The 22,074-nt window shown below is 42.2% G+C and carries 25 protein-coding genes and 1 pseudogene; 11 read left to right on the forward strand and 15 right to left on the reverse strand.

Translation table 11 applies throughout. The features are described 5' to 3' along the window. The first annotated feature begins 20 nt into the window (after positions 1-20). The 4 genes from NR125_RS08025 to NR125_RS08040 all read left to right on the forward strand — a co-directional run bounded on the left by NR125_RS08025 (position 21) and on the right by NR125_RS08040 (position 2,933). Positions 21-422 (forward strand): hypothetical protein, encoded by a 402-nt coding sequence (locus tag NR125_RS08025; protein WP_019380042.1) that lies wholly within the window; start codon positions 21-23, stop codon positions 420-422. Next, entirely contained in the window at positions 423-1,448 is a 1,026-nt protein-coding gene (locus NR125_RS08030; RefSeq protein WP_251156290.1) for an alpha/beta fold hydrolase, read from the forward strand. Positions 1,449-1,779: 331 nt separating this feature from the next. Then, on the forward strand, positions 1,780-2,310 hold the full coding sequence (locus NR125_RS08035) for a phosphatase PAP2 family protein (RefSeq protein WP_192907824.1): 531 nt from the start codon (positions 1,780-1,782) through the stop codon (positions 2,308-2,310). A 101-nt stretch (positions 2,311-2,411) separates the two neighbouring features. Beyond that, positions 2,412-2,933: a MerR family transcriptional regulator gene (locus NR125_RS08040; RefSeq protein WP_019380038.1), complete on the forward strand. Its 522-nt coding sequence runs from the start codon at positions 2,412-2,414 to the stop codon at positions 2,931-2,933. Between the two features lie 41 nt (positions 2,934-2,974). Here NR125_RS08040 and NR125_RS08045 read toward each other — a convergent pair whose 3' ends face one another. From NR125_RS08045 to NR125_RS08060, 4 genes are all read right to left on the reverse strand, one after another. Continuing rightward, positions 2,975-3,571 (reverse strand): sulfite oxidase-like oxidoreductase, encoded by a 597-nt coding sequence (locus NR125_RS08045; protein WP_071156720.1) that lies wholly within the window; start codon positions 3,569-3,571, stop codon positions 2,975-2,977. Positions 3,572-3,666: 95 nt separating this feature from the next. Continuing rightward, positions 3,667-4,977 carry a Na+/H+ antiporter family protein gene (locus NR125_RS08050; protein ID WP_009331676.1) on the reverse strand — a complete coding sequence of 437 codons (1,311 nt, stop codon included), beginning with the start codon at positions 4,975-4,977 and terminating at the stop codon, positions 3,667-3,669. A 292-nt stretch (positions 4,978-5,269) separates the two neighbouring features. Then, positions 5,270-6,772 (reverse strand): leucyl aminopeptidase, encoded by a 1,503-nt coding sequence (locus tag NR125_RS08055; protein ID WP_256814981.1) that lies wholly within the window; start codon positions 6,770-6,772, stop codon positions 5,270-5,272. A 91-nt stretch (positions 6,773-6,863) separates the two neighbouring features. Then, positions 6,864-7,241: a DUF309 domain-containing protein gene (locus tag NR125_RS08060; protein ID WP_009331678.1), complete on the reverse strand. Its 378-nt coding sequence runs from the start codon at positions 7,239-7,241 to the stop codon at positions 6,864-6,866. A 134-nt stretch (positions 7,242-7,375) separates the two neighbouring features. Here NR125_RS08060 and NR125_RS08065 point away from each other — a divergent pair, with 134 nt between their 5' ends. The 3 genes from NR125_RS08065 (at position 7,376) to NR125_RS08075 (ending at position 9,446) form a co-directional block, all read left to right on the forward strand. Then, positions 7,376-8,041: a hypothetical protein gene (locus NR125_RS08065; RefSeq protein ID WP_256814983.1), complete on the forward strand. Its 666-nt coding sequence runs from the start codon at positions 7,376-7,378 to the stop codon at positions 8,039-8,041. 128 nt (positions 8,042-8,169) lie between these two features. Then, positions 8,170-8,646, forward strand: coding sequence for a divergent PAP2 family protein (locus NR125_RS08070; RefSeq protein WP_009331680.1), 477 nt, complete (start codon positions 8,170-8,172; stop codon positions 8,644-8,646). Between the two features lie 14 nt (positions 8,647-8,660). After that, positions 8,661-9,446, forward strand: coding sequence for a cobalamin-binding protein (locus tag NR125_RS08075; RefSeq protein WP_256814984.1), 786 nt, complete (start codon positions 8,661-8,663; stop codon positions 9,444-9,446). Positions 9,447-9,497: 51 nt separating this feature from the next. On the opposite strand, the gene NR125_RS08080 is transcribed toward NR125_RS08075, so the two are convergent. The 5 genes from NR125_RS08080 to NR125_RS08100 all read right to left on the reverse strand — a co-directional run bounded on the left by NR125_RS08080 (position 9,498) and on the right by NR125_RS08100 (position 13,063). Then, entirely contained in the window at positions 9,498-10,214 is a 717-nt protein-coding gene (locus NR125_RS08080) for a 3D domain-containing protein (protein WP_009331682.1), read from the reverse strand. 192 nt (positions 10,215-10,406) lie between these two features. Next, positions 10,407-10,730 (reverse strand): YuiB family protein, encoded by a 324-nt coding sequence (locus tag NR125_RS08085; RefSeq protein WP_009331683.1) that lies wholly within the window; start codon positions 10,728-10,730, stop codon positions 10,407-10,409. Between the two features lie 235 nt (positions 10,731-10,965). Continuing rightward, positions 10,966-11,091, reverse strand: coding sequence for a YuiA family protein (locus tag NR125_RS08090; protein ID WP_019380032.1), 126 nt, complete (start codon positions 11,089-11,091; stop codon positions 10,966-10,968). 160 nt (positions 11,092-11,251) lie between these two features. After that, complete coding sequence (locus NR125_RS08095) at positions 11,252-11,743, reverse strand: NUDIX domain-containing protein (protein WP_009331684.1); 492 nt, start codon at positions 11,741-11,743, stop codon at positions 11,252-11,254. A gap of 102 nt (positions 11,744-11,845) precedes the next feature. Then, positions 11,846-13,063 (reverse strand): NAD(P)/FAD-dependent oxidoreductase, encoded by a 1,218-nt coding sequence (locus NR125_RS08100; protein ID WP_009331685.1) that lies wholly within the window; start codon positions 13,061-13,063, stop codon positions 11,846-11,848. A gap of 384 nt (positions 13,064-13,447) precedes the next feature. On the opposite strand from NR125_RS08100, the gene NR125_RS08105 reads away from it, so the two are divergent. Next, positions 13,448-14,446 carry an NAD(P)/FAD-dependent oxidoreductase gene (locus NR125_RS08105; RefSeq protein WP_009331686.1) on the forward strand — a complete coding sequence of 333 codons (999 nt, stop codon included), beginning with the start codon at positions 13,448-13,450 and terminating at the stop codon, positions 14,444-14,446. A gap of 164 nt (positions 14,447-14,610) precedes the next feature. On the opposite strand, the gene NR125_RS08110 is transcribed toward NR125_RS08105, so the two are convergent. Then, positions 14,611-14,973: a HesB/IscA family protein gene (locus tag NR125_RS08110; protein ID WP_217033929.1), complete on the reverse strand. Its 363-nt coding sequence runs from the start codon at positions 14,971-14,973 to the stop codon at positions 14,611-14,613. 194 nt (positions 14,974-15,167) lie between these two features. Here NR125_RS08110 and NR125_RS08115 point away from each other — a divergent pair, with 194 nt between their 5' ends. Beyond that, complete coding sequence (locus NR125_RS08115) at positions 15,168-15,863, forward strand: DUF2225 domain-containing protein (RefSeq protein WP_256814985.1); 696 nt, start codon at positions 15,168-15,170, stop codon at positions 15,861-15,863. A gap of 131 nt (positions 15,864-15,994) precedes the next feature. Here NR125_RS08115 and NR125_RS08120 read toward each other — a convergent pair whose 3' ends face one another. Continuing rightward, entirely contained in the window at positions 15,995-16,234 is a 240-nt protein-coding gene (locus tag NR125_RS08120) for a YuzB family protein (protein ID WP_009331689.1), read from the reverse strand. Between the two features lie 276 nt (positions 16,235-16,510). On the opposite strand from NR125_RS08120, the gene NR125_RS08125 reads away from it, so the two are divergent. Then, a complete protein-coding gene (locus tag NR125_RS08125; protein WP_009331691.1) occupies positions 16,511-17,578 on the forward strand; it encodes an NAD(P)/FAD-dependent oxidoreductase in 1,068 nt (355 codons plus the stop codon). Between the two features lie 251 nt (positions 17,579-17,829). On the opposite strand, the gene NR125_RS08130 is transcribed toward NR125_RS08125, so the two are convergent. Then, entirely contained in the window at positions 17,830-18,153 is a 324-nt protein-coding gene (locus NR125_RS08130) for a YuzD family protein (protein WP_009331693.1), read from the reverse strand. A 182-nt stretch (positions 18,154-18,335) separates the two neighbouring features. Here NR125_RS08130 and NR125_RS08135 point away from each other — a divergent pair. Next, positions 18,336-18,557 (forward strand): annotated as a pseudogene (locus tag NR125_RS08135) (NifU family protein); the annotation flags it as partial. 46 nt (positions 18,558-18,603) lie between these two features. Here NR125_RS08135 and thrB read toward each other — a convergent pair. The 3 genes from thrB to NR125_RS08150 are packed head-to-tail and all read right to left on the reverse strand — an operon-like array spanning position 18,604 to position 21,892. After that, positions 18,604-19,539, reverse strand: a complete 936-nt coding sequence (thrB, locus tag NR125_RS08140) for a homoserine kinase (protein ID WP_071156684.1) — start codon at positions 19,537-19,539, stop codon at positions 18,604-18,606. After that, a complete protein-coding gene (thrC, locus tag NR125_RS08145) occupies positions 19,536-20,597 on the reverse strand; it encodes a threonine synthase (protein ID WP_009331702.1) in 1,062 nt (353 codons plus the stop codon). Before thrC ends, thrB begins: the two co-directional genes overlap by 4 nt. Beyond that, a complete protein-coding gene (locus NR125_RS08150; RefSeq protein WP_256814988.1) occupies positions 20,594-21,892 on the reverse strand; it encodes a homoserine dehydrogenase in 1,299 nt (432 codons plus the stop codon). The genes thrC and NR125_RS08150 overlap by 4 nt, the downstream gene beginning before the upstream one ends. Positions 21,893-22,074 lie beyond the last annotated feature (182 nt).

Here is a 22,074-nt window from a genome sequence, read left to right on the forward strand (position 1 = left end):
TCATAGAAAGGAGAATGTTTATGTCTATTAACCATACTGAAGCCCTATTACAGGCAATAAAAAAGTTAGGGACAAAAGTGGAAAGAGAACTGAATGAATCCATTCAGAACTCTATCAACAAAGAAGAAATATTTAAAAATCTAATCACCCGTTCCGAGGTGACCGCAGCAAGCATGAAAAAACTCCAGGAAGCCATTGAGACACTATCCATCCCTCTTAATTTCCCTACCAAGACTGACGTGGCAAATGCAGCAAAATTAACTGTGCAGGCGGAAGAAAAAATGGACCTGATTGACGAAAAAGTCATAGCTTTGGCTCAATCACTAGAGGAAATAAAAAAGGCACTTGGCAGTCCTGATTTAAAGCAGTCGCTGGATCAGGAATTGCAATCTTCCAGCAGCAGTGAAAGCGCGGGAAAATAAATGGATCATAATACAGCTTCCAAAAAACTGCATGGATTCTTTAAGACCATTCTCCAGCCCCCGGAGACCCATTCAACTCCAAGGACTGCAGTTTGGAAAAGAAATAAGGCTACTCTCTGGCACTATGCCCCTTCCAGTAAAAAATACAAAATTCCAGTTTTCCTTGTATATTCGCTCGTCAATCAGCCCTTTATTCTAGATCTTTGTCCGCAGAACAGTTTAATTGAGGCTTTGACCAACAGCGGATACGATGTTTACTTGCTGGATTTCGGGATTCCCGGTTATGAGGACAAAGAGATTACGATGGACGATTATATTACTGAATACATCCAGAAGGGGGTAAAAAGAGCTTTATATCACGCCAAAGCAGAAGAAATAACCGTTATGGGCTTTTGCCTGGGCGGCACTTTTGCAGCCGTTTATGCGGCCATTGCGGATGAGCCGGTCAAAAACTTAGTATTATCTGTCGCACCGGTTGACTTCAGCATCGTCCCTGTCTTTGATAAATGGGCAGAAGAATTGCGGAATGGAGAAGGCAAGCTGGACTCCATTTTTGAAGCATGGGGACTTATACCACCCTTTGCCATCAAATCAGGAATGCGGCTTTTTACTTCACCCATTTATTACTCCCCTTATTTGTCGCTTCTGGCCAGGGCTGACGATGAAGCATACGCCTCCCGGTGGAAACGTTTCAGCCACTGGACCGATGGCCATATTCCATTTGCAGGGGCAGCACTAAAGCAAATCAATTATGACCTTTTGAAAGAAAATAAGCTTGTGAATGGCACCTTAACCGTCGGTGAAAGGAAGGCGGTGCTAAGCAATATCAAAGCCAATTTACTCGCTGTTGCTTCGGATCATGACCGCCTTGTACCAAAAGAACAGATTTTTCCGGTCATGAACCTGACTTCAAGTACTGATAAAACTTTCCATCTGCTTCAAGGGGGGCATGCCAATCTGACTTCAGAGGGAAAAGTTCCTGACTATCTGGACAAATGGCTGTCATCGCGCTCAGGACAAATATAATATTCAATTTCCCCTGTCTCTGCAGGGGATTCACTTTTAAAGGAGGTATCTTAATGATTTTATGGAATTATCCAAGTTATATTATAAGCGACCACACTATCAGTGCCTATATGGGTTTTGCTTCATATGTGTTTAAAGACTTATTCTATGTATAGCTTTTAAAAACCATGCAATTGCTGCATGGTTTTATTAATTTTAATATCTTTACTAAATTGTGTTTTTAAGTTCTGGGTTGCAAATAATAAAAAATGAACAAAAGGCAGAAGTCCCCTCCATAAAGAGCGCCTGAGAGAGAAATCTGCCCAATGACAAGAATAGAAGGAGACTAATAATGGACATGAAGATTTTTAAGGCAATCAACCGAATGTCCGGACGTATTGCTTTCATGGACTTTTTAATGATTCTTATATCAAATAGGGCAAGGTATTTATTTTTATTCGTACTGGTATGCATGTGGCTGGCAAAAGGTTCCTCCAAAACAGCCGCAAAAAAAGCTGCTGCAGCTTCCCTGATCGCTATCCTGGTTAACAAGATCATTAAAATTTGTTATTTTAAGCCCCGCCCCTTCATAAAAAACAAGGTTGGCATATTGATCCCAGCCAAAAGAGATTCCAGTTTTCCAAGCAAACATACAATGGTTTCGTTTACTGCTTCTATCGTCATTTTTTACGGCAATCGATTTATAGGTCGTATTTTGCTGTGGGTATCAGCTCTTACAGGTTTCGCGCGTATCTGGGCTGGCCACCATTACCCTTCCGATGTAATAGGCGGTGCCCTTATTGGCGGAACAATAGGCTGGATGACAGAAAAATGTTTACATTTGAATTTGAAAGAAGGAAATCAGGATGATAAAAAAATGTAAAATCCTCACTTTCTTTGCCGAATGAAAACTTGTTTTGTCAGCTGGGAAGGACTTCCCGTTATCCGGATAGAATCCATTGTGAAAACGGGAGGGGATTCAGAATGAATACAAGTGCTGCAGCCAAGTTGTTAGGAGTTTCGCCAAGCACTATTCAGCGATGGGTTAAACAACTGGGACTCCGGACGGAACGGAATGAACTAGGCCATTACTTATTTAGCGAAGAAGACATTAACCTGCTAAAGCAGGTGCAGGACCAGCTTAACCAGGGGATTATATTGCAGGACGTTACGGTAAATGGCAAAAAGACCAGAAAAGGTACGGTACAGGGCGAAACAGCTGAACCAGCCATGGAGAAAATTTATTTGAAGATCAGCGAGCTTGAGCAGCGGCTGAACGGAAAAGCGGATGATGTTGTCTCCTATCAGCTGCTGCAGCACCGCAGCGAAATAGAAGAGCTGCAAAAAGAGAATGCACGCCTGCTTAAACGGATTGAGGTTCTTGAAGCCAGGACAGCTGTAAAAAGCCGAAGCCTCCCCGCTGATACCCTTTTGGTTTTTGATCAGGAGAAGCCCAGAAAAAAATTAAAAAAGAAAAATATTTTTACTATGCTATTTGGATTTTAATGGGCATAAAAGCGTTACGGCATGTAACGCTTTTATGTTGATTAATCATCCCAGCTGAATCGCTGCTCACGGAAGGGGTCACCATAGTTGTGATAGCCGTTTTTCTCCCAAAAACCAGGTTTGTCAGTTTCAGAAAACTCGATGCCTCTAATCCACTTTGCACTTTTCCAAAAATAAAGATGCGGAATCACGGCTCTTAGTGGAAATCCATGCTCAGGAGTCAGGAGCTCACCGTTATGAGTATGGGCAAGCAGACTGGTGCTTTTTAAAAAATCTTTAATGGGGAGGTTCGTTGTCCACCCTTCTTCCGCATGGAGAACTACAAATTGGGCGATTTCTTTTATGCCTGCCCGCCTGGCAATTTCCGTGGCGGAGACTCCCTCCCAAACATTATCAAGCTTTGACCAGCCCGTAACACAGTGGATATCATTTTTGTACTGTGTCTGAGGAAGGTTCATTACCTCCTCATGCGAAAAGGATAATTCCTTTTCCACTTCCCCAAATATCTGCAGACTCCATTCCTGCATATCCTTATAGTGCGGAACATTTCCATAGTGCAGTACAGGAAAGGCAGTCGTCACATTTTGATTTGGCGGTACCCGGCTTGAGGTCTGTTTTCTGATTTTCCCGAAATACACTGAAGCCACCTCAGTTCTTTTTCCTTTATCGTACCCTACTTTTCGGACTGATAAAAGCAATGAGAAAACAGCCCCCTTTATGGAAGCTGCTGATTTTATAAGATAATCGCCGCCAGCCATCCAAACAGGATGAGCGGAATGTTGTAGTGAAGAAATGTTGGTACACAAGTATCCCAGATGTGATTGTGCTGTCCATCTGCATTCAAGCCCGCTGTTGGCCCCAATGTACTGTCTGACGCAGGCGAACCGGCATCTCCAAGAGCAGCGGCTGTCCCTACTAGAGCAATAGTTGCCATCGGACTGAAGCCAACCTCTAGTGCAAGAGGCACAAATATGGTTGCAATAATCGGGATGGTTGAAAATGAAGATCCAATTCCCATTGTAACAAGTAAGCCGACAAGGAGCATAAGCAATGCAGCAAGTGATTTATTATCGCCGATGATTCCTGCCGCCTGTTCAACCAGGCTTTCAACATCGCCTGTTTCTTTTAATACATCTGCAAATCCAAATGCAGCCAGCATGACAAATCCAATAAATGCCATCATCTTCATGCCCTCTGTTAAAAGCTGATCTGCCTCGTTCCATTTAATAGCACCGCTGATATAAATAACTAAAATACCTGTCAGCGCCCCAAAGATCATTGAATCCAGCTGCAGCTGTACAATGAGAGCTGCTGCAATCGCAACGAGAGAAAAAATAATGCCCTTTTTTGAGTAATTGCCTTTCTCCGTCTCCATTAATTCTGATGGACGATAATCCCTTTTTTTACGGTAAACAAATAATGCAATTAAAAGACCAGCTGCCATGCCGGCTACAGGAATAAGCATGGCTTTCGGAATGTCTGCCATCTCTACTGCCAATCCGCTATTCTCCATATTTTCTGCGAGTATCCCGTGGAAAATTTGGCCAAATCCCGCAGGAAGCAAAATATACGGAGCTGTCAAACCAAATGTCAATACAGATGCTATCAGCCGACGGTCCATTTGGAGCTCATTCATAACCTTCAATAAAGGCGGAATTAATATCGGAATAAACGCAATATGAATTGGAATCAGATTCTGAGAAAAAATAGACATTAATAAAATGGAAAATATGATGAGTGCTTTTGATAAGGTTTTCCCTCTGGATTCCCCGTCTTTTCCGACCTTTGCCAGGACCCAGTCCACTAATAGATTCGGAAGTCCGGTTGCGGAAATGGCTAAGGCAAATCCGCCCAATAACGCATAACTTAATGCAACCTCTGCACTGCCGCCGAGCCCATTTGAAAAAACTTCAATGGTTTTATCTATGCTTAAACCGCCTGCCAGCCCGCCTGCCAATGCACCAGCCACAAGGGCAAGAACCACATTGACACGCAGAAGGCTGAGAACAAGCATGATTAAAACTGCAAGTATAACTGCATTCATGATGATACCCTCTTTCTGTACTTATGTCCCATTATACTTTACTATGCTAAATTGGTAGAGAGCTAAAACACAATTATTAAACTATCATATTTCCACATTTTGTGTCAATGATTTTAGGCAGATTCAGAAATGGGAGTTTACGCCAAGACGCTGTTTTGGCCGATAAATCGACGGTTTTAGCCCCGTATTTTTGGTAAACCGGCCGATAAAGTTCATTTTTAAAGTGCCAAGTCAATTTAGGCTAAAAAACTGCATAAAAAAACTCCGGATCTCTCCAGAGTCTGTTTCATCGTTATTTTACTTCAAATCTTTCAACAAGCAGTGCTAAAGTACGCACCATAACGCCTGTAGCGCCGTCTGGTCCAAGATCATGGCTTTTTGATGTTGTGGCTGTACCGGCAATATCAAGATGCACCCATGGTGTGTCCTCGGCAAATTCGCCGACAAATCCTCCGCCCATAATGGCATGGCCGGCACGTCCTGGCGAATTGTTAAGATCCGCAACTTTGCTGCTTCTGATTCTTTCTTTATCTTTTTCAAAGAGAGGCAGGCGCCAGATTGGTTCGCCAGCTTCATAGGATGCTTCCAGCACCTGCTCAAACCACTCTTCATTATTGGTTAATGCACCTGTTGTTTCTTCCCCCAGTGCAACAATGACACCGCCAGTCAGAGTGGCAACATCCACCAGGTAGTCCGCTCCATGATGCTTTGCATATGTTACCGCATCAGCAAGAGCCAGACGCCCTTCTGCATCCGTGTTAAGAACTTCAATGGTTTTCCCGCTCATGGATGTGATGACATCATCCGGCTTAAACGCTGTTCCGCTCACCATATTATCTGTAGAAGGAATAACAGCGACAACATTTTGTTCAGGCTTCAGTTCGCCGATGACTTCCATTGCGCCAAGCACAGCCGCCGCTCCGCCCATATCGGTTTTCATACCGACAATGCCGTCCTTTGGTTTAATGGAATAGCCTCCTGTATCAAAGGTAATTCCTTTGCCCACCAGGCCGATGACATCCTTCCATTCTTCCTTGCCCTGATATTTAATGACAATCATCTTAGGAGGCTCTGCTGATCCCTGATTTACTGCCAATAGAGCACCCATGCCAAGCTTAAGCATATCCTCTTTTTCAAGTATTTCCACTTCAAATCCGTATCTCCATGCCAGTTCAGAAGAGTAATTTGCCAGATCAGTGGCGGTCAGCATATTGCCTGGCAGGTTGACTAATGTACGGGCTGAGTTCGTTCCTTTTCCGTGTGCATACCCTACTGTAAGGGAGGCCTTTACATCTTCCTCATCTGCGGCTTCGCAATAAACAGCAATACTTTCAATATCTTTTTCGGGTTCGTTCGATTTCTGTTTGTAATCTTCAAACTTATAGGTGGAAAGCGCAAACGCCTCGCTGGCTGCATGGGCTGCATCAAGCGCATCTAAATTTCCTCCAATAAATGTATCAAGGTAAACACCCGCATTTTGAAGCTTGGACGATTTCACTTCCTTAAATGCCCTGCCCAATGCTTCACGCAACCCTTCAAAGCTGAATTCTTTTTCTTTTCCAAGGCCTACTGTAATTAATCGTTTGGCCCCAATTTTTCCAAAAGTATGTATTTTTGCAATGGCTTTTTTCTTGGCAGAAATATCTCCGCTTTTTACCAAATCTGTCAGCTGGCCGTCAAATTGGTCATCTGCACGGGCCAGTACACCTTCAAGCCTGGCTGGTTTATCGAAGACACCAACGATCAGGCATTCCTGTTCGGCTGAGAAGTCAAATTCTTTCTTTACTGAAAACATTTCTGGCACCCCCATAATATCTTTATCATCTTATTATATCGAAAATACTGAATTATTTCGACTATCTAATTTTATGGCATTTCTATTTTTGCTAATCTTCCAAATATAGGACCAGCTGCGGCAGCTTAGGAAGAGTTTCTATCATTTCAAATGGCAGCCGATCGATATTTTCCGGAAAAATAGTAAGGCATTCTTCAATAAACCCATACACATGCTCAAGATTAATCCCCCAGTGTTTAGGCCGGTAAGACTGCAAGTATTCCTGCGCCGCCTGCATCATCAGCCTTGCTCCTTTGACATTGCCGTATTCATAATGATAAATGCTGACACTCATTTGCAGCAGGCCTTTCAGAAATAAATTGCCTTTGTCCGTCATCCACATTTCCTCAAGAAGATCATGGCATGTGTAATAGTCACCTTCATTGAAACTGACAAAGAATTCGTAGTATTCAAGAGGATAATCTTCCATGAAACCACCCCATATTCAGGACTTCCTATCACTATCATTTTAACAAAAAGAATAGAGACTATCCTATATATACAATCCTTAAGTATATTCTTTAATTATTGGGTAAAGAAAATAGAGACAGAAAGGAGAATGTTATGGATCCTCTATTATTTGCCGCCTTCTCAGCAGGATATATCCTGCTGTTCTTCTGGGCGCTAAGCACTGTTAAGGACAGCGGCCTCATTAGTGCTGTCTTCCTGCTTCATGTACTTCTGGGGTTAATTTACGATAACGGAATTCTGGCTGCTGGCCGTTTTATCGGGGAGGGCAATACTTTAAAATATCTGAATTATGCCCGTTTTTGGATTCACGCCTTTTTCACGCCACTGCTTGTACTCTACTCCTGGAATACTTTAAAACAAGCAGATCTAGAATGGGCCAAAACAGGCACATTTAAATGGATTGCCTATTTGCTTACTGCAGGATTAATTATTCTGGAACTTGCTGCTGAGGTATTCGGACTTAAACTGGAAGCAAGGCGGGAATATGGTGTTCTCAGCTATTCAGATACAGAGGCACCAGGCGGCCCTCCCGTTATGGTACTGATCGTATCTGCTGTGCTGCTGGCGGCATCTGTTGTTATTTGGCGCAAACAGGGCTGGTTCTGGTTTTTTGCCGGAGCTGTATTGATGATTATCGGAAGCGCCATTGATATTCCAATTGAAAGTGCAGCTGCAGTGAATGCCTTTGAGTGGCTTCTTTTGTATTCCCTGACAGCAACTTCGTATTTTCAAAAAAAGCATCGTTTAACAAAAACTTAAAATAGATCAGCTTGCAGGAAGGAACAATCTGTTGGAGAATATTAGTTAGTATAGCTTTCGGCAGTTCCTTAAAAAATGCCTATTCGAAGCTGCAGCGGGAGTATCATACACTCAAGAGGTGGTCTCATATGGAGTTATTGACAAATTTTCCTTTATGGTCTGCATTGGCAGCCATCTTCTTTGCCCAATTTGTAAAAGTGCCCATTCAATTCATTGCCACCCGGAAAGTGGATTGGTCCCTTTTGACAAGTACTGGAGGGATGCCCAGCTCACACTCAGCAGCAGTAACTGCCCTTTCAACCGGGGTTGCACTAGAGACCGGAATGGAATCCGCTGTTTTCGCTGTCTCAGCCGTTTTTGCCATTATCACAATGTTTGATGCTACCGGAGTACGGCGTCAGGCTGGTGAACAGGCGATTGTACTAAACCAGCTTGTAGCCGACTTCAATAAATTCGTTGAAGAAGCAAAGACATGGCAGAAGAAAGAAGGCCAAGAAAAACAGAAAGAATTGAAGGAGCTGCTTGGCCATAAGCCGATAGAAGTTCTATTTGGCGGCCTGACTGGAATCCTATTGACTTTAGCTCTTCATTATTTATTTTCGTGAGGGTGTGATTTAATTTGAAAATCCTTTCTTTATGCCCAAGCAACACGGAATTAGTGGAATACTTGGGATTTACTGATATGCTCGCGGGGGTGGACGATTATTCGGATTGGCCGGACCGAATATCCAGGCTGCCCCGGCTGGGCCCTGACTTGTCTATTAATATGGACAAAGTGGAGAAATTAGAGCCTGATCTTGTGCTGGCATCCCTTAGTGTACCCGGCATGGAAAAGAATGTAGCAGAGCTTGAAAAAAGGCAGATTCCCCACATTGTTTTAAATCCTCAAAGCCTGGCAGATATTGAACAGGACCTGATTCTGACTGCAGAGATAATCGGAAAGCCAGAAAGAGGTATTTTGGCTGCTGAAGAGTTTGCGGCACAAATTGAGGCACTTAAGCTCATCTCAAGCAGAATTGTAAATAAACCGAGCCTCTATTGGGAATGGTGGCCCAAGCCTGTATTTACACCCGGCAAAGTCAATTGGCTGACGGAAATCAGTGAAATTTCCGGTGGAATGAATTTATTTAGGGATATTGAGCTTGCGAGTGTCCAGACCGATTGGGAAGATGTCCTGAATCGGCAGCCGGATTATATCTGTCTCGCCTGGGTCGGTGTCAGAAGAGAAAAGGTAAATCCGGATATTGTCCTGAAACGTCCAGGCTGGAGTGAAATGGAAGCAGTTAAGCAGAACAGAATTCTGGTTCTGGAAGAAGAACTTTTTTGCAGGCCTTCACCTCGGCTGATTGAAGGAGCCATAAAATTAGCTAAAAAAATCCACCCGCAGGCATTTTCTAAGATATAAAAATAAAAAGGCAAATCCGATTATTCCCGCGGATTTGCCTGCATTCCGTATTTATTTTTTCTCAGATTTAATATATTGCTGTCTAAAAACCTGCATGGATTCATTTTCATTCAGTAACATTAATTCTTCTTCAGTCAGGGTACCATCGCCCATTTCAACGATGTAAACATCGAGTGTTTTCTTTCCCCAGTTATTATAAACATCATCTACCGTTTCATAATAGAGATCCAATTTATTCCCCTTAATAGCACCGCCTTTATCGGCTACAACACCATACCCATAACCCGGGACAAACAGGATCGTTCCAATCGGAAAAACATTTAAATCTGCTGCAACTGTAGAGTATAAATCTCTTTTAACTTTAACCCCTGAGTATGTAATTCCAAAGGACGGGTGATCCGGATTTTTGCCTGTCGACTCGTAAAATGCCGTATATCCAGTAGCTATTACTTGTTTTTTCTGATACTGCGACCAGTCAATCGATTCTTCCAGTGTCGGCGGCTGCTCAATTGCTACAGCTTCACTCGCAGAAATCTTAGGTTCCAGACTCACTGCCTGCTTCAAAAACTTAAATGCTACGCCAACCGATTTTAATGTATGGTCAAACTTTGAATTTCCATCTTCGCCAGCTTGTTCAGCATCACTTTGATGCAGCTGAACAATTGATCGGGCTTCCACTCCGGAAATCGAATGGAATGTTGTCAATAACGCGCCTATAAATAAGGCTGACATTACCGAACGTTTCATCCATATTTTTAATTTGCTCATCTATTACACTCCTCCCAAAGTTATTCATTTCCCATCTTCGAGAGAAATATTCATAACTTATGGGAGCGGAAGCCTCCGGGCATCCGTTTTTAGACAGGCTAAAGCCAGTAATAGCATAGGGTTGGGCGATTTGATCACACTAATCAAAAAAAATAAAAAATCCCTGCCGTCAGCAGAGATTTCAAATCAAATTTAAAACATCCGATATCCTTTTTTACGGAGCAGCCTAATGGTAATTCCGGCAACGATGGCGCCTGCCATTCCGCTGCTTAATATGAGGATGTCAGCCAGAGCGAGGCTGGACAACTCAACGCCAAGACTGGAAAACGATTCTCCCGGGTCCTGAAAATACTCAATAAAACGAACTTTATCGATGATAAAGATAGCGATAATTGGATAAATAATGGCCATGATCCAGGACATTCTTAACAGCATATTTAATATAAAACCTATCCCAAAAAACAGCACAAAAAATAGAAGCATTGAAATAGGCAAAACGAAAATCGTCATTTGCATGAACTTATTTCCTCCCTTAGCACATCAATATTTAGTGTACTTTAATGTAGATTAGGGAGTCAACAAGAAAAGTAGGCGGGCCAGCACACCCGCTATTTAGAAAACTGGAAGCGCCTTGCCCATCCCCGAAACCTCGAGGGGGTAGTCTACTTTTGTTAGACAGTTATCTAACTTCAGAAATTATACATTCTTATCCTTTGAAAAGAAAAACTTCGCATTCCGCGAAGTTTTTGGTTTATTCCTTTTTCTTTCCTGTACCACCGCAGCAGCTGCAGGTTTCAGATCCACCTAACAATAATTGGAAATACCCTTTCCCAGAACAATACATACACTCTTTATTTTCATAATTCTTAGCTGTCATTTCATTCATCTCCTTTTAGATTTCGTAACTGAATTTTCTGATAATATACCAAGGATATGAAGAAATGAAAAGCACCATATTTCATGAAAAACTACCGTTGGAAACGCATACAAGCATAGTTTGCTTCATATTTCTCGTTCTATCTCTAAATTTCAGAAAATTATAAAAATAGTTTATATGCAGTGTATCCAAAAGTATCTCCGGGATTAATGCCGTTAATTAAAGGTTTTATGGAGGAATCAGAAGGATCTAATATGTATTTTAAAAGAACTGATGCATCCGGGTCTTCAGCAAGCTCTTTCGGATCGCGATACTGCACATCAAAAAGTTCACTTTCCTGAACTTTTAATGATTGTCCAGGCTCAGCTTCCAGCAAAAACAAAACCATATTATCACTGACCTCCCCTTTGAGAACACCTGTACGCAATCCAAGCAAGCCTTTCACTGAACATTTAATTCCTGTCTCTTCTTCAACTTCACGAACTGCAGCTTCATCAGCTGTTTCGCCCGGCTCGACAAATCCGGCAGGCAGAGACCATTTGCCTTTAAGGCCTCCGTATTTCTTTTTAACGACAAGCCAATAACCTTCAGGTGAAATAACGAGCCCTGAAACCGCCAGCCAGACCTTTCCCCGTTTATGTTCCACTCCCATCCGATAACCTCCTTTTTAACTAATTCTATCACGAAAATTTGTCCATTAAAAAAGGGACAGACTAAATAGTCCATCCCATTACTATATATGATAGCCGATTTATTAAAGAACGTTGAATTTACCTTTTTTCAATACAAGTGAAGGCCCGCCAACCATGTAAAGAGCACGGTTATCGATCATCTTCTTCATGAATGAAGCTTTTGTACCAACCATTTTCTTGCCGAATGCAACACCGATGGCATCGTGTTCACCAAGAGAACATACAGTACCTTTAATATCTGGAGTAAATGTTTCAAGTTCAGTTTTATTGCGGATTAAAGCAGTAATGTTTCTTGCACACACTTCACCCTGCTGCATAGCGATTTGCGCAGTAGGAGGGTATGGACGGTTAATTTCTTCATTGATGATTAATGAGCAGTCTCCGATGATAAACAAATTATCATGGCCAGGAGCACGCAAATCAGGCTGTACTTTTACACGTCCGCGCATTGCTTCAATACCGGAATTCTCAATAATAGAATTTCCGCGTACACCTGCAGCCCAGACAACAGTTGCAGCTTTGATTTCTTCTACTTCATCTTCGCCCTTGCCAACAATGATGCCTTCAGGAGTAGCTTCCTTAATAGCTGTTCCAATCATGAATTGTACGCCTTTTTTCTCTAAGTGAGAAACAGCGTAATTAACAAGCTCAGGATCGAAGCCAGGAAGAACCATTGGCGCTGCTTCCACGCAAATGATTTTCACTTTGTGGTAGTCCACATCGTACTCTTTGCAAAGCTCAGGAACACGGTTTGCCAATTCTCCAAGGAATTCAATGCCGGTAAAGCCTGCTCCGCCGACAACAATTGTCAGGCGCTCGTCTTTTTTCTCGGCGTCTGTATTGTAAGTAGCAAATTGATATTCAATATGCTCGCGGATCTGACGCGCAGCATTTACATTGACAATAGAAAATGCATGTTCCTTAAGTCCTTTAATACCGAATGTTTCCGGCTCAGCTCCTAGGGAAACAACTAGATAATCATAGTCAATTTCGCCACTTTCCAAAATGACTTTCTTTTCTTCTGTTTTAATTTCCAGAGCAGTTCCCTGAACGAATTCAACTTTGTTGCGGTCAATAACATCTTTTATATCATAGCGTACACGATCGTGATGAAGTGTTCCGGCTGATGCTTCATGCAGCCATGTTGTTTCATAATGGTAGTCATTCTTGTTCACTAAAACGATTTCTGCTTCGTTTGTTCCTACAGATTTCTGCAAACGGGTTGCAACCATCAAACCGCCGTAGCCTGCACCGAGGATAACAATCTTTGGCTTTCTCAAGTGTATCACTTCCACCTTTTTTAAGTATTTTCTAATGTTTTCTTATCTTCCACTGCTTTATATTTTTTATAGCAAAAAACATAAAAAAACTTTGTGATGTTATTCACGAACTAGTTCAAAAAAACTCAACAAAATTGTCATAAAATATTAACATTATTCCTCCATTACATCTTATTCTACTTCATATAGTTTTTCAAGCCTAAAAAAATAGACGAAAAACTTAAAAATTTTAAGAAAAATTAAAGAAATATACGTGTTTTTAATTCAGGATCTCCACTTGAAATCTTCCGATTATTCATAATATTTACCTCGATTGATGAGGTTTTAAACGATTTATGTTAGAATAAAGAGTGGAATTTCAATACATACGCGGGGGGATATTGCATGAAAGAAGATCAAAAGGTGTATGACATAACCATCATTGGCGGGGGGCCAACTGGTTTATTCACTGCTTTCTACGGAGGCATGAGACAAGCATCAGTAAAGATTATTGAGAGCTTGCCGCAGCTTGGGGGACAGTTATCTGCTCTTTATCCTGAAAAATACATATATGATGTTGCCGGCTTCCCGAAAGTCCGCGCCCAGGAATTAATTGATAACCTTAAGGAACAAATGGCTAAATTCGAGCCTACTGTATCACTTGAACAATCTGTTGAAAAATTAGAGAAACAAGCTGATGGAACATTTAAGCTTACAACCAATAAAGAAGTGCATTACTCAAAAACCATCATTATCACTGCCGGCAATGGCGCGTTCCAGCCTCGCCGTCTAGAACTTGAAAGCGCAGCTCAATACGAAGGCACGAACCTTCATTACTTTATTGATGATTTAAGTCAATTCGCCGGCAAGAAAGCAGTTGTATTCGGAGGCGGGGATTCTGCAGTAGACTGGGCATTAATGCTTGAGCCTATCGCTGAAAAAGTAACGATTGTACACCGCCGCGATAAATTCCGCGCGCATGAGCATAGTGTAGAAAATCTGCAGAACTCTAAGGTCGAAATCAAAACACCTTATGTGCCTGCTGAGCTTATCGGTGACAGCGAAGGAATCAAACAGGTTGTCCTCGAAGGTGTTACTTCAAAGGAAAAAGAGGTATTCGATGTTGATGCTGTGATCGTAAACTACGGATTCGTTTCCTCCCTTGGCCCAATTAAAGAATGGGGTCTTGAAATTGAAAAGAACTCCATTGTTGTTAACTCAAGAATGGAAACAAATATCGAAGGCATATATGCTGCCGGTGATATCTGCACATACGATGGAAAAGTGAAGCTTATTGCCTGCGGTTTCGGTGAAGCGCCAACTGCAGTGAACCACGCAAAATCCTACATCGATCCAAAAGCGAAAGTCCAGCCAATGCACAGCTCTTCCATGTTTGGCAAATAAAGAAATGCGGAAGCTCCTTGCTTACCCAGATACATCGAGGAGGCAGGCTATCAGCTTTCTTTCGATAAAAAAGGACGGCCCTTCGGGGACCGTCCTTTTTTGAGATTACAAAGATATAGTTCGAAATTATTCCAGTAACTGTCTAGAAGCGTTAAAGGCAGTATTTAGCACTCTTCCGGAGTACCTGTATTTGAAGCGGTACGGAAAGATGACCCACAACCACAATTTGCGATTGCATTAGGATTATCGATTGTGAATCCGCCGCCCATCATCGATTGTTTGTAATCAATTTTTGTGCCTTTTAAGATAGGGGCGTCTTCCTTGCTGACAAGAACCTGGATACCATAATGCTCTGACTGGATATCATCCTCCTCGACTTCATGGGCAAACCCCATTCCATAGGAAAGTCCGCTGCACCCGCCTCCTTTAACGGCTACACGCAAGAATGCATCTTCTTCCTCATTTTGTTTCATCATTTCTTTTATATGCAAAGCTGCTGCTTCTGTTATATCCACAACTTGTTCCATGTTATTCCCTCCTGTACACGTAAGGATATTTCTATATATATAGTATATACAGTAAAAGGTATGTGCTCAACTTAAGAGGCTTTTTCTTTTTATTGCCTTTTCAGAACACTGTTTAACGAATAGTTCTTTATACCCCTAAACCAAACAATACATGATACAATAGTCATATTCATTATATTCGGAGGTGGCATTCTATGCAGCTATTAAAGCCTACTTATGATAAAAATTGCGGATGCAGAGTCTGCAGAGAGAGTTTCACCACAAAAAAAATCCGCACCCGATTTGTAAAAGTATTTAATTATGACAGTGATTTTTGCCCAATTTATTCTGATGAAAGCATGAATCCTCTTCTATATTATATTAACACTTGCCCACATTGCGGCTACTCAGAATCAGAGGACTTTTCCCCTTATTTTCCGCCTGGAGCCCTGGACATGATTAATTCTAAAGTTGTAGATGCCTGGATACCCCAGGATTATTGCCAGGACCGTACCATCCCTGTTGCAATCAACGCCTATAAGCTGGCTATTTATTGCGGTACTTTAAAAAGGGAGAAGCATATTATTATGGCTGGTTTATATATCAGGCTGGCCTGGCTTTTCCGGAGTATAAAAAATGATAATCAAGAACAGAGATTTTTGAAACTTGCTCTAAAAGAATATTCGGAGTCTTATATGTCAGATGATTTTAAAGGATCATCTATTTCTGAAACGAGGATTTTCTATCTGATCGGAGAGTTATCCAGAAGGACACATCAGTCTGAACAGGCTGTTAAATACTTTTCAAAAGTAATTGAACTGCAAAGCCGCTCCACTGAGCCTAAATTAATTGAAATGGCAAGAGAACGCTGGCATGAGATGAGACAGGAACAAAAAACTGCCGGCAACTAAGGAAAGCAGAAGAATCTTGCCCGCCCCCGGCAACTCGAAGGGGCAGGCTGCTTGCGCCAGACAGTTATTCAAGTGGTTACTTTGTTACTTTTGACACAAGAAAAAGGAGCGAAATTTAATCGCTCCTTTTATTAAAACATTGGATTTTCATCCAGATATTGATATATATTTTCAACCAGTTCATCTGGCGTTTCTCCAGTAACCACTTCTCCGTTCACAAGCGCAAAAAGAGTGCTTGCACATTTGCCGCAATACCCAAGACAGCCATATTCTATGACATCCAGGTCATAATCCTTTTCCAGCTTTTCAAGCGCTTTTTGAGAGCCGCTGGCCAAATTGCTGATGCAAAATTCGATGATTGGCTTAATCACATCTTTCACCTCTCTACCCTGTTAATGCTACCTTTTTTACTTGAATTCTGCAAGAAATGGATTCCATTCTCTCCTTTAAAGTGCACATATTTACCACTTCATGTCGTTTATTGTCAAGTTTCCTGCTGATATGTGTTGTGATTTTGACACAATTTCGTTATACTTTTTATGGGTTTGAGGTTATTAATATCATTTATTTATTTTTTTAAGATAACTAATTAACGTTATTTGAGTTCGGCGAAAGTAAACAGTACGGACATAAAGGGGAAATATACTATGAAAAATCTTGTGATACTTGGCGGAGGTTATGGCGGTATGAGGGCGCTTGCCCGCCTTTTGCCTAATCAGCTTCCTGATGATGTCTCCATTACACTAATAGATCGTGTTCCTTATCATTGTTTAAAAACTGAATATTACGCTCTTGCTGCAGGCACCATTTCCGATCAGCATGTGCGTGTATCATTCCCTGAACATCAAAGATTGACCATTAAATACGGTGAAGTGACGAAAATCAGCATAGAGGAAAACAAGGTTTATCTTCAAGGCGAGGAGCCTGTTTTATATGATGATATAATAATAGGCCTTGGTTGTGAAGATAAGTACCATAATGTTCCGGGAGCCGACATTCACACATATAGCATTCAAACAATTGAAAAATCCAGAAGAACGTATGAAGCTTTAAATAATCTATCACCAGGCTCTGTTGTTGGAATTGTGGGTGCAGGATTAAGCGGAGTAGAACTGGCTTCAGAATTAAATGAAAGCCGTCCGGATTTGAAAGTCAAATTGTTCGATAGAGGGAAGCATATACTCTCTGCATTCTCTGAAAGATTAAGCACATATGTAGAAAATTGGTTTCTAGAACATAATGTAGAAATTATTAACCAATCAAATATTACTAAAGTAGAAGAAAAAACCCTTTATAATCATGACGAAGCCATCCACTGTGATGCCATCGTATGGACAGCCGGCATCCAGCCGAACAAAGTGGTTCGCGATATGAATGTGGAAAAGGATCAGCAAGGACGGGTAGTTTTAACCAAGCATCACAATATCCCTGGAAATGAACATGTCTATGTCGTAGGAGATTGTGCAAGCCTTCCGCATGCACCAAGTGCCCAGCTTGCTGAAGGGCAGGCAGAGCAAATCGTTCAAATCCTATTGAAACGCTGGAAAGGTGAGGAACTCCCTGAAACATTGCCAGTAATCAAACTTAAAGGAGTTCTTGGATCATTGGGCAAAAAGCACGGATTCGGTCTAGTCGCAGAACGCCCTATCACAGGACGTGTTGCCCGCCTGCTAAAATCGGGGATTTTATGGATGTATAAATACCATAACGGATAAGAGGGCCCATTGCGGGCTCTTTTTTTTACGTTTGAACCAAAGTAGCGCGGATAACGATAGAGATCGATTTATATTTGCGCCATTACTTTTGAAAAATTAATTTGAAAGGAAGTGACCGATAAAGTAAAAATCTGACCGATATTCTGGTATAAATACTGTAGAGATGAAAATTCAACTTCAATATCCAGCAGAATCAGCTGAAACTCTTACCAAATAAAAAAATGAGCATCCCTTTCGATGCTCATTTTTTATTAAACTGCCTGGTATCCGTACTTTTCCATTTCCGCATAGATTGTTTTTAATTTCGGATTGCCTTCACCAACAATTTCATCCTCAATCAGGACAACCGGGTAAAACATATCCTCCTCAATCACTCTCAAGGCGAACTCTTTTTTGTTCTCTTCTTCGGGCGGATTATGAATGTCAACATACACAATTTTAAAAGGCTGGTTGGCAAATTTGCGGGATACTGCCGCTTCCAGCCATTCATATGTCTCCTTGGATGATGGGAGATTCACACAGCTTGGACAAAGCTGTTCTGCACCATACACAGTGATTTCAATTTCTTTTTTCAATCTTCTCTCCCCCTATGCAAAACTTGTTCTTACCTTCATTTTACAACATTAACAAAGAGCAAACCTAATAAAATATTCTCCTAATGAGTGGAAATTACGCTCTTGGAATAGATTTTTAAGACTGATTTGATTATAATAAATATATGGAAAGGAGTCGATTTCACATGGCAGAACAAACGACTATGACTGAACAAGTTCAGGAAGTATTAGATAAATTGCGCCCATTCCTTCTTCGCGATGGCGGGGACTGTGAATTGGTGGATGTTGAAGATGGCATCGTTAAATTGCGCCTTCTTGGTGCATGCGGCAGCTGCCCAAGTTCAACGATTACGTTAAAAGCCGGTATTGAGCGCGCTCTTTTAGAAGAAGTACCTGGTGTAGTCGAAGTAGAACAAGTATTTTAATTTTACCTTACAAAAAGCGATGTCGGCATGACATCGCTTTTTTTATTTATACTGTATGGCCTATTTCCAGTTCAGCTAGGCTTTTTTTTAAAACAGTGACGCCTACCTGATCAATTTTGAGGGAAAGGATTTCCATTTCCGGAGAAATCCGCTGAAGCCCTTCAGCCACTGCAGGAGCACTTTCTGGCTCTGCAAGGCAGAGAACCGCCGGTCCGGCACCGCTTAAGGCAACTCCAAATGCTCCTAGACGAGGTGCTTCCTTTTCAATAACCTCCAAATGGGGAACCATTTTCTTGCGGTAAGGATGATGAAATAAGTCAGCACTCATCATCTTGCCTGCCAGGGAATAATTCCCGCTAAGCAGTGCTGCAACCATGACATTGCCGACTGCCCCAGCCTGTACGGCTTCTTTAAAAGACCATGCTTCAGGCAGGACGCCTCTGGATTCCTTTGTAAGGAGCTCTTCTTTTGGCACCACTGCTATAACATCAAAACTTATATTTTTAATGCTTTGGACAGAAACCTCTTCCTCTGACATGCAGCCAATGACAAGGCCTCCGAGAAGGGAAGCTCCTGCGTTATCCGGATGCCCCTCCATTCGTGATGATAGCTCCAGCTTTTCATACTGGCTCAGCTGAAGATCACAAAGCGCGTCAGCTAATTCAATTCCCGCTACAATGGCTGCAGCGCTTGATCCAAGTCCGCGTGTAAGGGGGATATCACTTGAAATCCGGGCTTTGCATCCTGGAAGCTCTCTTCCATACTTCTTTGCCGTATCCTTTGCAACTTGAAAAATAAAATTCGATTCATCTGAAGGGTAGATGCTTAGCGGCTCTGATAAAGGAATCATTTCAAACTTATCTGCCCTCTCGGCTTCAAGCGTCAAATATAAATTTAATGCGAGGCCGATCGAGTCGAAGCCTGGCCCGAGATTTGCAGTGCTGGCTGGTACTTTGATGACAACCATTTCACCTTCGCTCATGTGTGAACGGCTCCCTTGATATGATCCGCTACTGCTTTTTCATCATTAGGCAGCAAAACTGGCTTCACAGGGCTGCAATCAATGGCTGTATTAGGATCCTTAAGTCCGTTCCCAGTCAGGATGGCCACAACCTTTGTTTTATGCGGAATCTCCCCATTGCGAAGCTGTTTATATACTCCCGCAAGCGAAGCACACGAAGCTGGCTCAGCAAAAATCCCTTCAGAAGAAGCAAGTTTACGATACATGCAAAGAATCTCTTCGTCGCTGACTTCATCAATCTTCCCATTTGATTCTGACAATGCTGCATTGGCTAAGTGCCAGCTCGCAGGATTTCCGATTCGGATGGCTGTAGCAATCGTCTCGGGATTTTCAAACACACGGTTATGAACGATGGCCGCTGCACCTTCAGCCTGTACTCCATGCATTTTTGGAAGACCAGTGCCGCGTACTTCACTATATTCTTTAAACCCTTTCCAATAGGCAGAAATATTGCCTGCATTGCCCACAGGCAGGGCAAGGATATCCGGGGCGCCTCCAAGCTGGTCGCAGATCTCAAAGGCCGCTGTCTTCTGGCCCTCAAGACGATATGGATTAACCGAGTTTACGAGAGTAATAGGTTCTGTTTCGCTTATTTTCCGAACCATTGCCAGTGCCTGGTCAAAGTTGCCTTCAATAGATACAACTTCCGCTCCATACATAACAGCCTGCGCCAGCTTTCCCATGGCGATCTTTCCTTCAGGGATGACAACCACACATCTCATGCCGGCTCTGGCTGCATATGCAGCAGCTGCTGCAGAGGTATTGCCGGTGGAAGCACAGATAATGGCATCACTTCCTTCTTCTTTCGCCTTTGCAACAGCCATAACCATGCCTCTATCTTTAAATGACCCGGTTGGATTAGCTCCTTCCGTTTTCACATAGAGGTCAATGCCCCAGTCTCTTGAGAGTTTATCCAGCCTGATCAGGGGAGTGTTGCCCTCATTTAAGGTAAGCATTGGTGTATTTTCATTAACAGGCAGTAAATCTTTATATGTTTTTAAAAGGCCTTCCCATCTCATACTCTGGCGCTCCCTTCCACACGATACGAACTTTTAATTGTTTGGACTGCCGGCAAATCTCTTAAACTTACTAATATATCCTCATAATCCTTAAGAGATGCCTGGTGGGTAACCAGTACAATCTCAGCAAGCCCTTTTTCTTTTAAAGGAAGCTGCAGGATTTTTTCGAAGCTGACATGGTGCTCTGAGAATATGGATGTGATGTTGGCAAAAGTCCCTACCTCATCTTTAACATGCAATCTTAAGAAATACTTCGAATAAATTTCATCTGAACCTTTTAATTTCTTATCATATTGAGGGGCTACCGCGCTTTTACCATTTACCCCAAGACGCATATTTTTCATGACACCCACGAGGTCCGATACCACTGCTGTAGCTGTAGGCAGACTGCCCGCCCCAGGTCCGTAGAACATCGTTTCCCCTACCGCTTCACCGTATACATATACAGCATTGTATTCATCCTGAACCGATGCAAGCGGGTGAGACTCGGACAGCAAAGTCGGCTGAACGCTTACTTCCACCTTCTCCCCCTCCCGATGAGCAATCCCGATCAGCTTCATGGTGTATCCAAGCTGCTTGCCGTACTGCAGGTCCTCTTCTGTAATATCTGTAATGCCTTTAACCTTTACATCATCAAGGTCAATATTCATGGAAAAACCAAGTGTTGACAGAATCGCCATTTTCCTTGCTGCATCAAGGCCCTCCACATCTGCAGTCGGATCGCTTTCCGCATATCCCAGCTCCTGCGCTTCTTTCAGAACTTCCTCATAAGCGCTCCCATTCTTGCTCATCTTTGTCAAAATAAAGTTTGTTGTCCCATTCACAATTCCCATCATTTTTGTAATTCTGTCTGAAGCCAAACCATCTACCAGCCCTCTTAAAATGGGAATGCCGCCGGCCACACTTGCCTCATAAAAGAGGTCACACCCGTTTTGCGTAGCAGCAGCCAGCAATTCGGGTCCATAAACAGCCATTAGGTCCTTATTTGCCGTCACCACATGCTTGCCATTATCCAAAGCTTTCTTTAAATGATTTCTTGTTTCTTCTATGCCGCCCATTACTTCAATTACTACATCTATATCAGCATCATTTAAAATATCTTCAGGATTTAGCGTCAGCAAATTCCTGTCCACTTTAACTGCTCTTTCTTTATCTGCATCTTTAACAAGAACTCTCTTTACAACAACCGGACAGCCGACTTGGTGCATGAGTTTATCCTGATGTTTCTCAATGATTTGCACCACACCCGATCCAACTGTTCCTAATCCTAATAAACCGATTGAGATTGATTCCACGCTAGCTCCCCCTTTAGTGTTCACTATGCAAGTACATTTGTATTTGTATAGTAGACATTATAGGGGTCAAGCGGCGTTTTTACAATAGGCAATTTTCCGAAAATAATGACTGGAAGCGCTTAACATACTGATTTATTGCGATTTTATTTTTTAAATTTTTTTATCTAATCAATAAAGGCACC

This window comes from Cytobacillus sp. Bac17 (assembly GCF_024519925.1).
In the GTDB taxonomy this organism is placed as follows: Bacteria; Bacillota; Bacilli; order Bacillales; family Cytobacillaceae; genus Cytobacillus; species Cytobacillus pseudoceanisediminis.

What these genes read in the sequence shown, in the direction of transcription:
- NR125_RS08105 (WP_009331686.1), top strand. Translation starts at nt 13,448, where the DNA reads ATGAAAGAAGATCAAAAGGTGTATGACATAACCATCATTGGCGGGGGG.
- NR125_RS08095 (WP_009331684.1), bottom strand. Translation starts at nt 11,743, where the DNA reads ATGGGAGTGGAACATAAACGGGGAAAGGTCTGGCTGGCGGTTTCAGGG.
- NR125_RS08035 (WP_192907824.1), top strand. Translation starts at nt 1,780, where the DNA reads ATGGACATGAAGATTTTTAAGGCAATCAACCGAATGTCCGGACGTATT.
- NR125_RS08065 (WP_256814983.1), top strand. Translation starts at nt 7,376, where the DNA reads ATGGATCCTCTATTATTTGCCGCCTTCTCAGCAGGATATATCCTGCTG.
- NR125_RS08055 (WP_256814981.1), bottom strand. Translation starts at nt 6,772, where the DNA reads ATGTTTTCAGTAAAGAAAGAATTTGACTTCTCAGCCGAACAGGAATGC.
- NR125_RS08030 (WP_251156290.1), top strand. Translation starts at nt 423, where the DNA reads ATGGATCATAATACAGCTTCCAAAAAACTGCATGGATTCTTTAAGACC.
- thrC (WP_009331702.1), bottom strand. Translation starts at nt 20,597, where the DNA reads ATGAGATGGGAAGGCCTTTTAAAAACATATAAAGATTTACTGCCTGTT.
- NR125_RS08125 (WP_009331691.1), top strand. Translation starts at nt 16,511, where the DNA reads ATGAAAAATCTTGTGATACTTGGCGGAGGTTATGGCGGTATGAGGGCG.
- NR125_RS08115 (WP_256814985.1), top strand. Translation starts at nt 15,168, where the DNA reads ATGCAGCTATTAAAGCCTACTTATGATAAAAATTGCGGATGCAGAGTC.
- thrB (WP_071156684.1), bottom strand. Translation starts at nt 19,539, where the DNA reads ATGAGCGAAGGTGAAATGGTTGTCATCAAAGTACCAGCCAGCACTGCA.
- NR125_RS08060 (WP_009331678.1), bottom strand. Translation starts at nt 7,241, where the DNA reads ATGGAAGATTATCCTCTTGAATACTACGAATTCTTTGTCAGTTTCAAT.
- NR125_RS08080 (WP_009331682.1), bottom strand. Translation starts at nt 10,214, where the DNA reads ATGAGCAAATTAAAAATATGGATGAAACGTTCGGTAATGTCAGCCTTA.
- NR125_RS08025 (WP_019380042.1), top strand. Translation starts at nt 21, where the DNA reads ATGTCTATTAACCATACTGAAGCCCTATTACAGGCAATAAAAAAGTTA.
- NR125_RS08085 (WP_009331683.1), bottom strand. Translation starts at nt 10,730, where the DNA reads ATGCAAATGACGATTTTCGTTTTGCCTATTTCAATGCTTCTATTTTTT.
- NR125_RS08050 (WP_009331676.1), bottom strand. Translation starts at nt 4,977, where the DNA reads ATGAATGCAGTTATACTTGCAGTTTTAATCATGCTTGTTCTCAGCCTT.
- NR125_RS08090 (WP_019380032.1), bottom strand. Translation starts at nt 11,091, where the DNA reads ATGACAGCTAAGAATTATGAAAATAAAGAGTGTATGTATTGTTCTGGG.
- NR125_RS08110 (WP_217033929.1), bottom strand. Translation starts at nt 14,973, where the DNA reads ATGGAACAAGTTGTGGATATAACAGAAGCAGCAGCTTTGCATATAAAA.
- NR125_RS08070 (WP_009331680.1), top strand. Translation starts at nt 8,170, where the DNA reads ATGGAGTTATTGACAAATTTTCCTTTATGGTCTGCATTGGCAGCCATC.
- NR125_RS08040 (WP_019380038.1), top strand. Translation starts at nt 2,412, where the DNA reads ATGAATACAAGTGCTGCAGCCAAGTTGTTAGGAGTTTCGCCAAGCACT.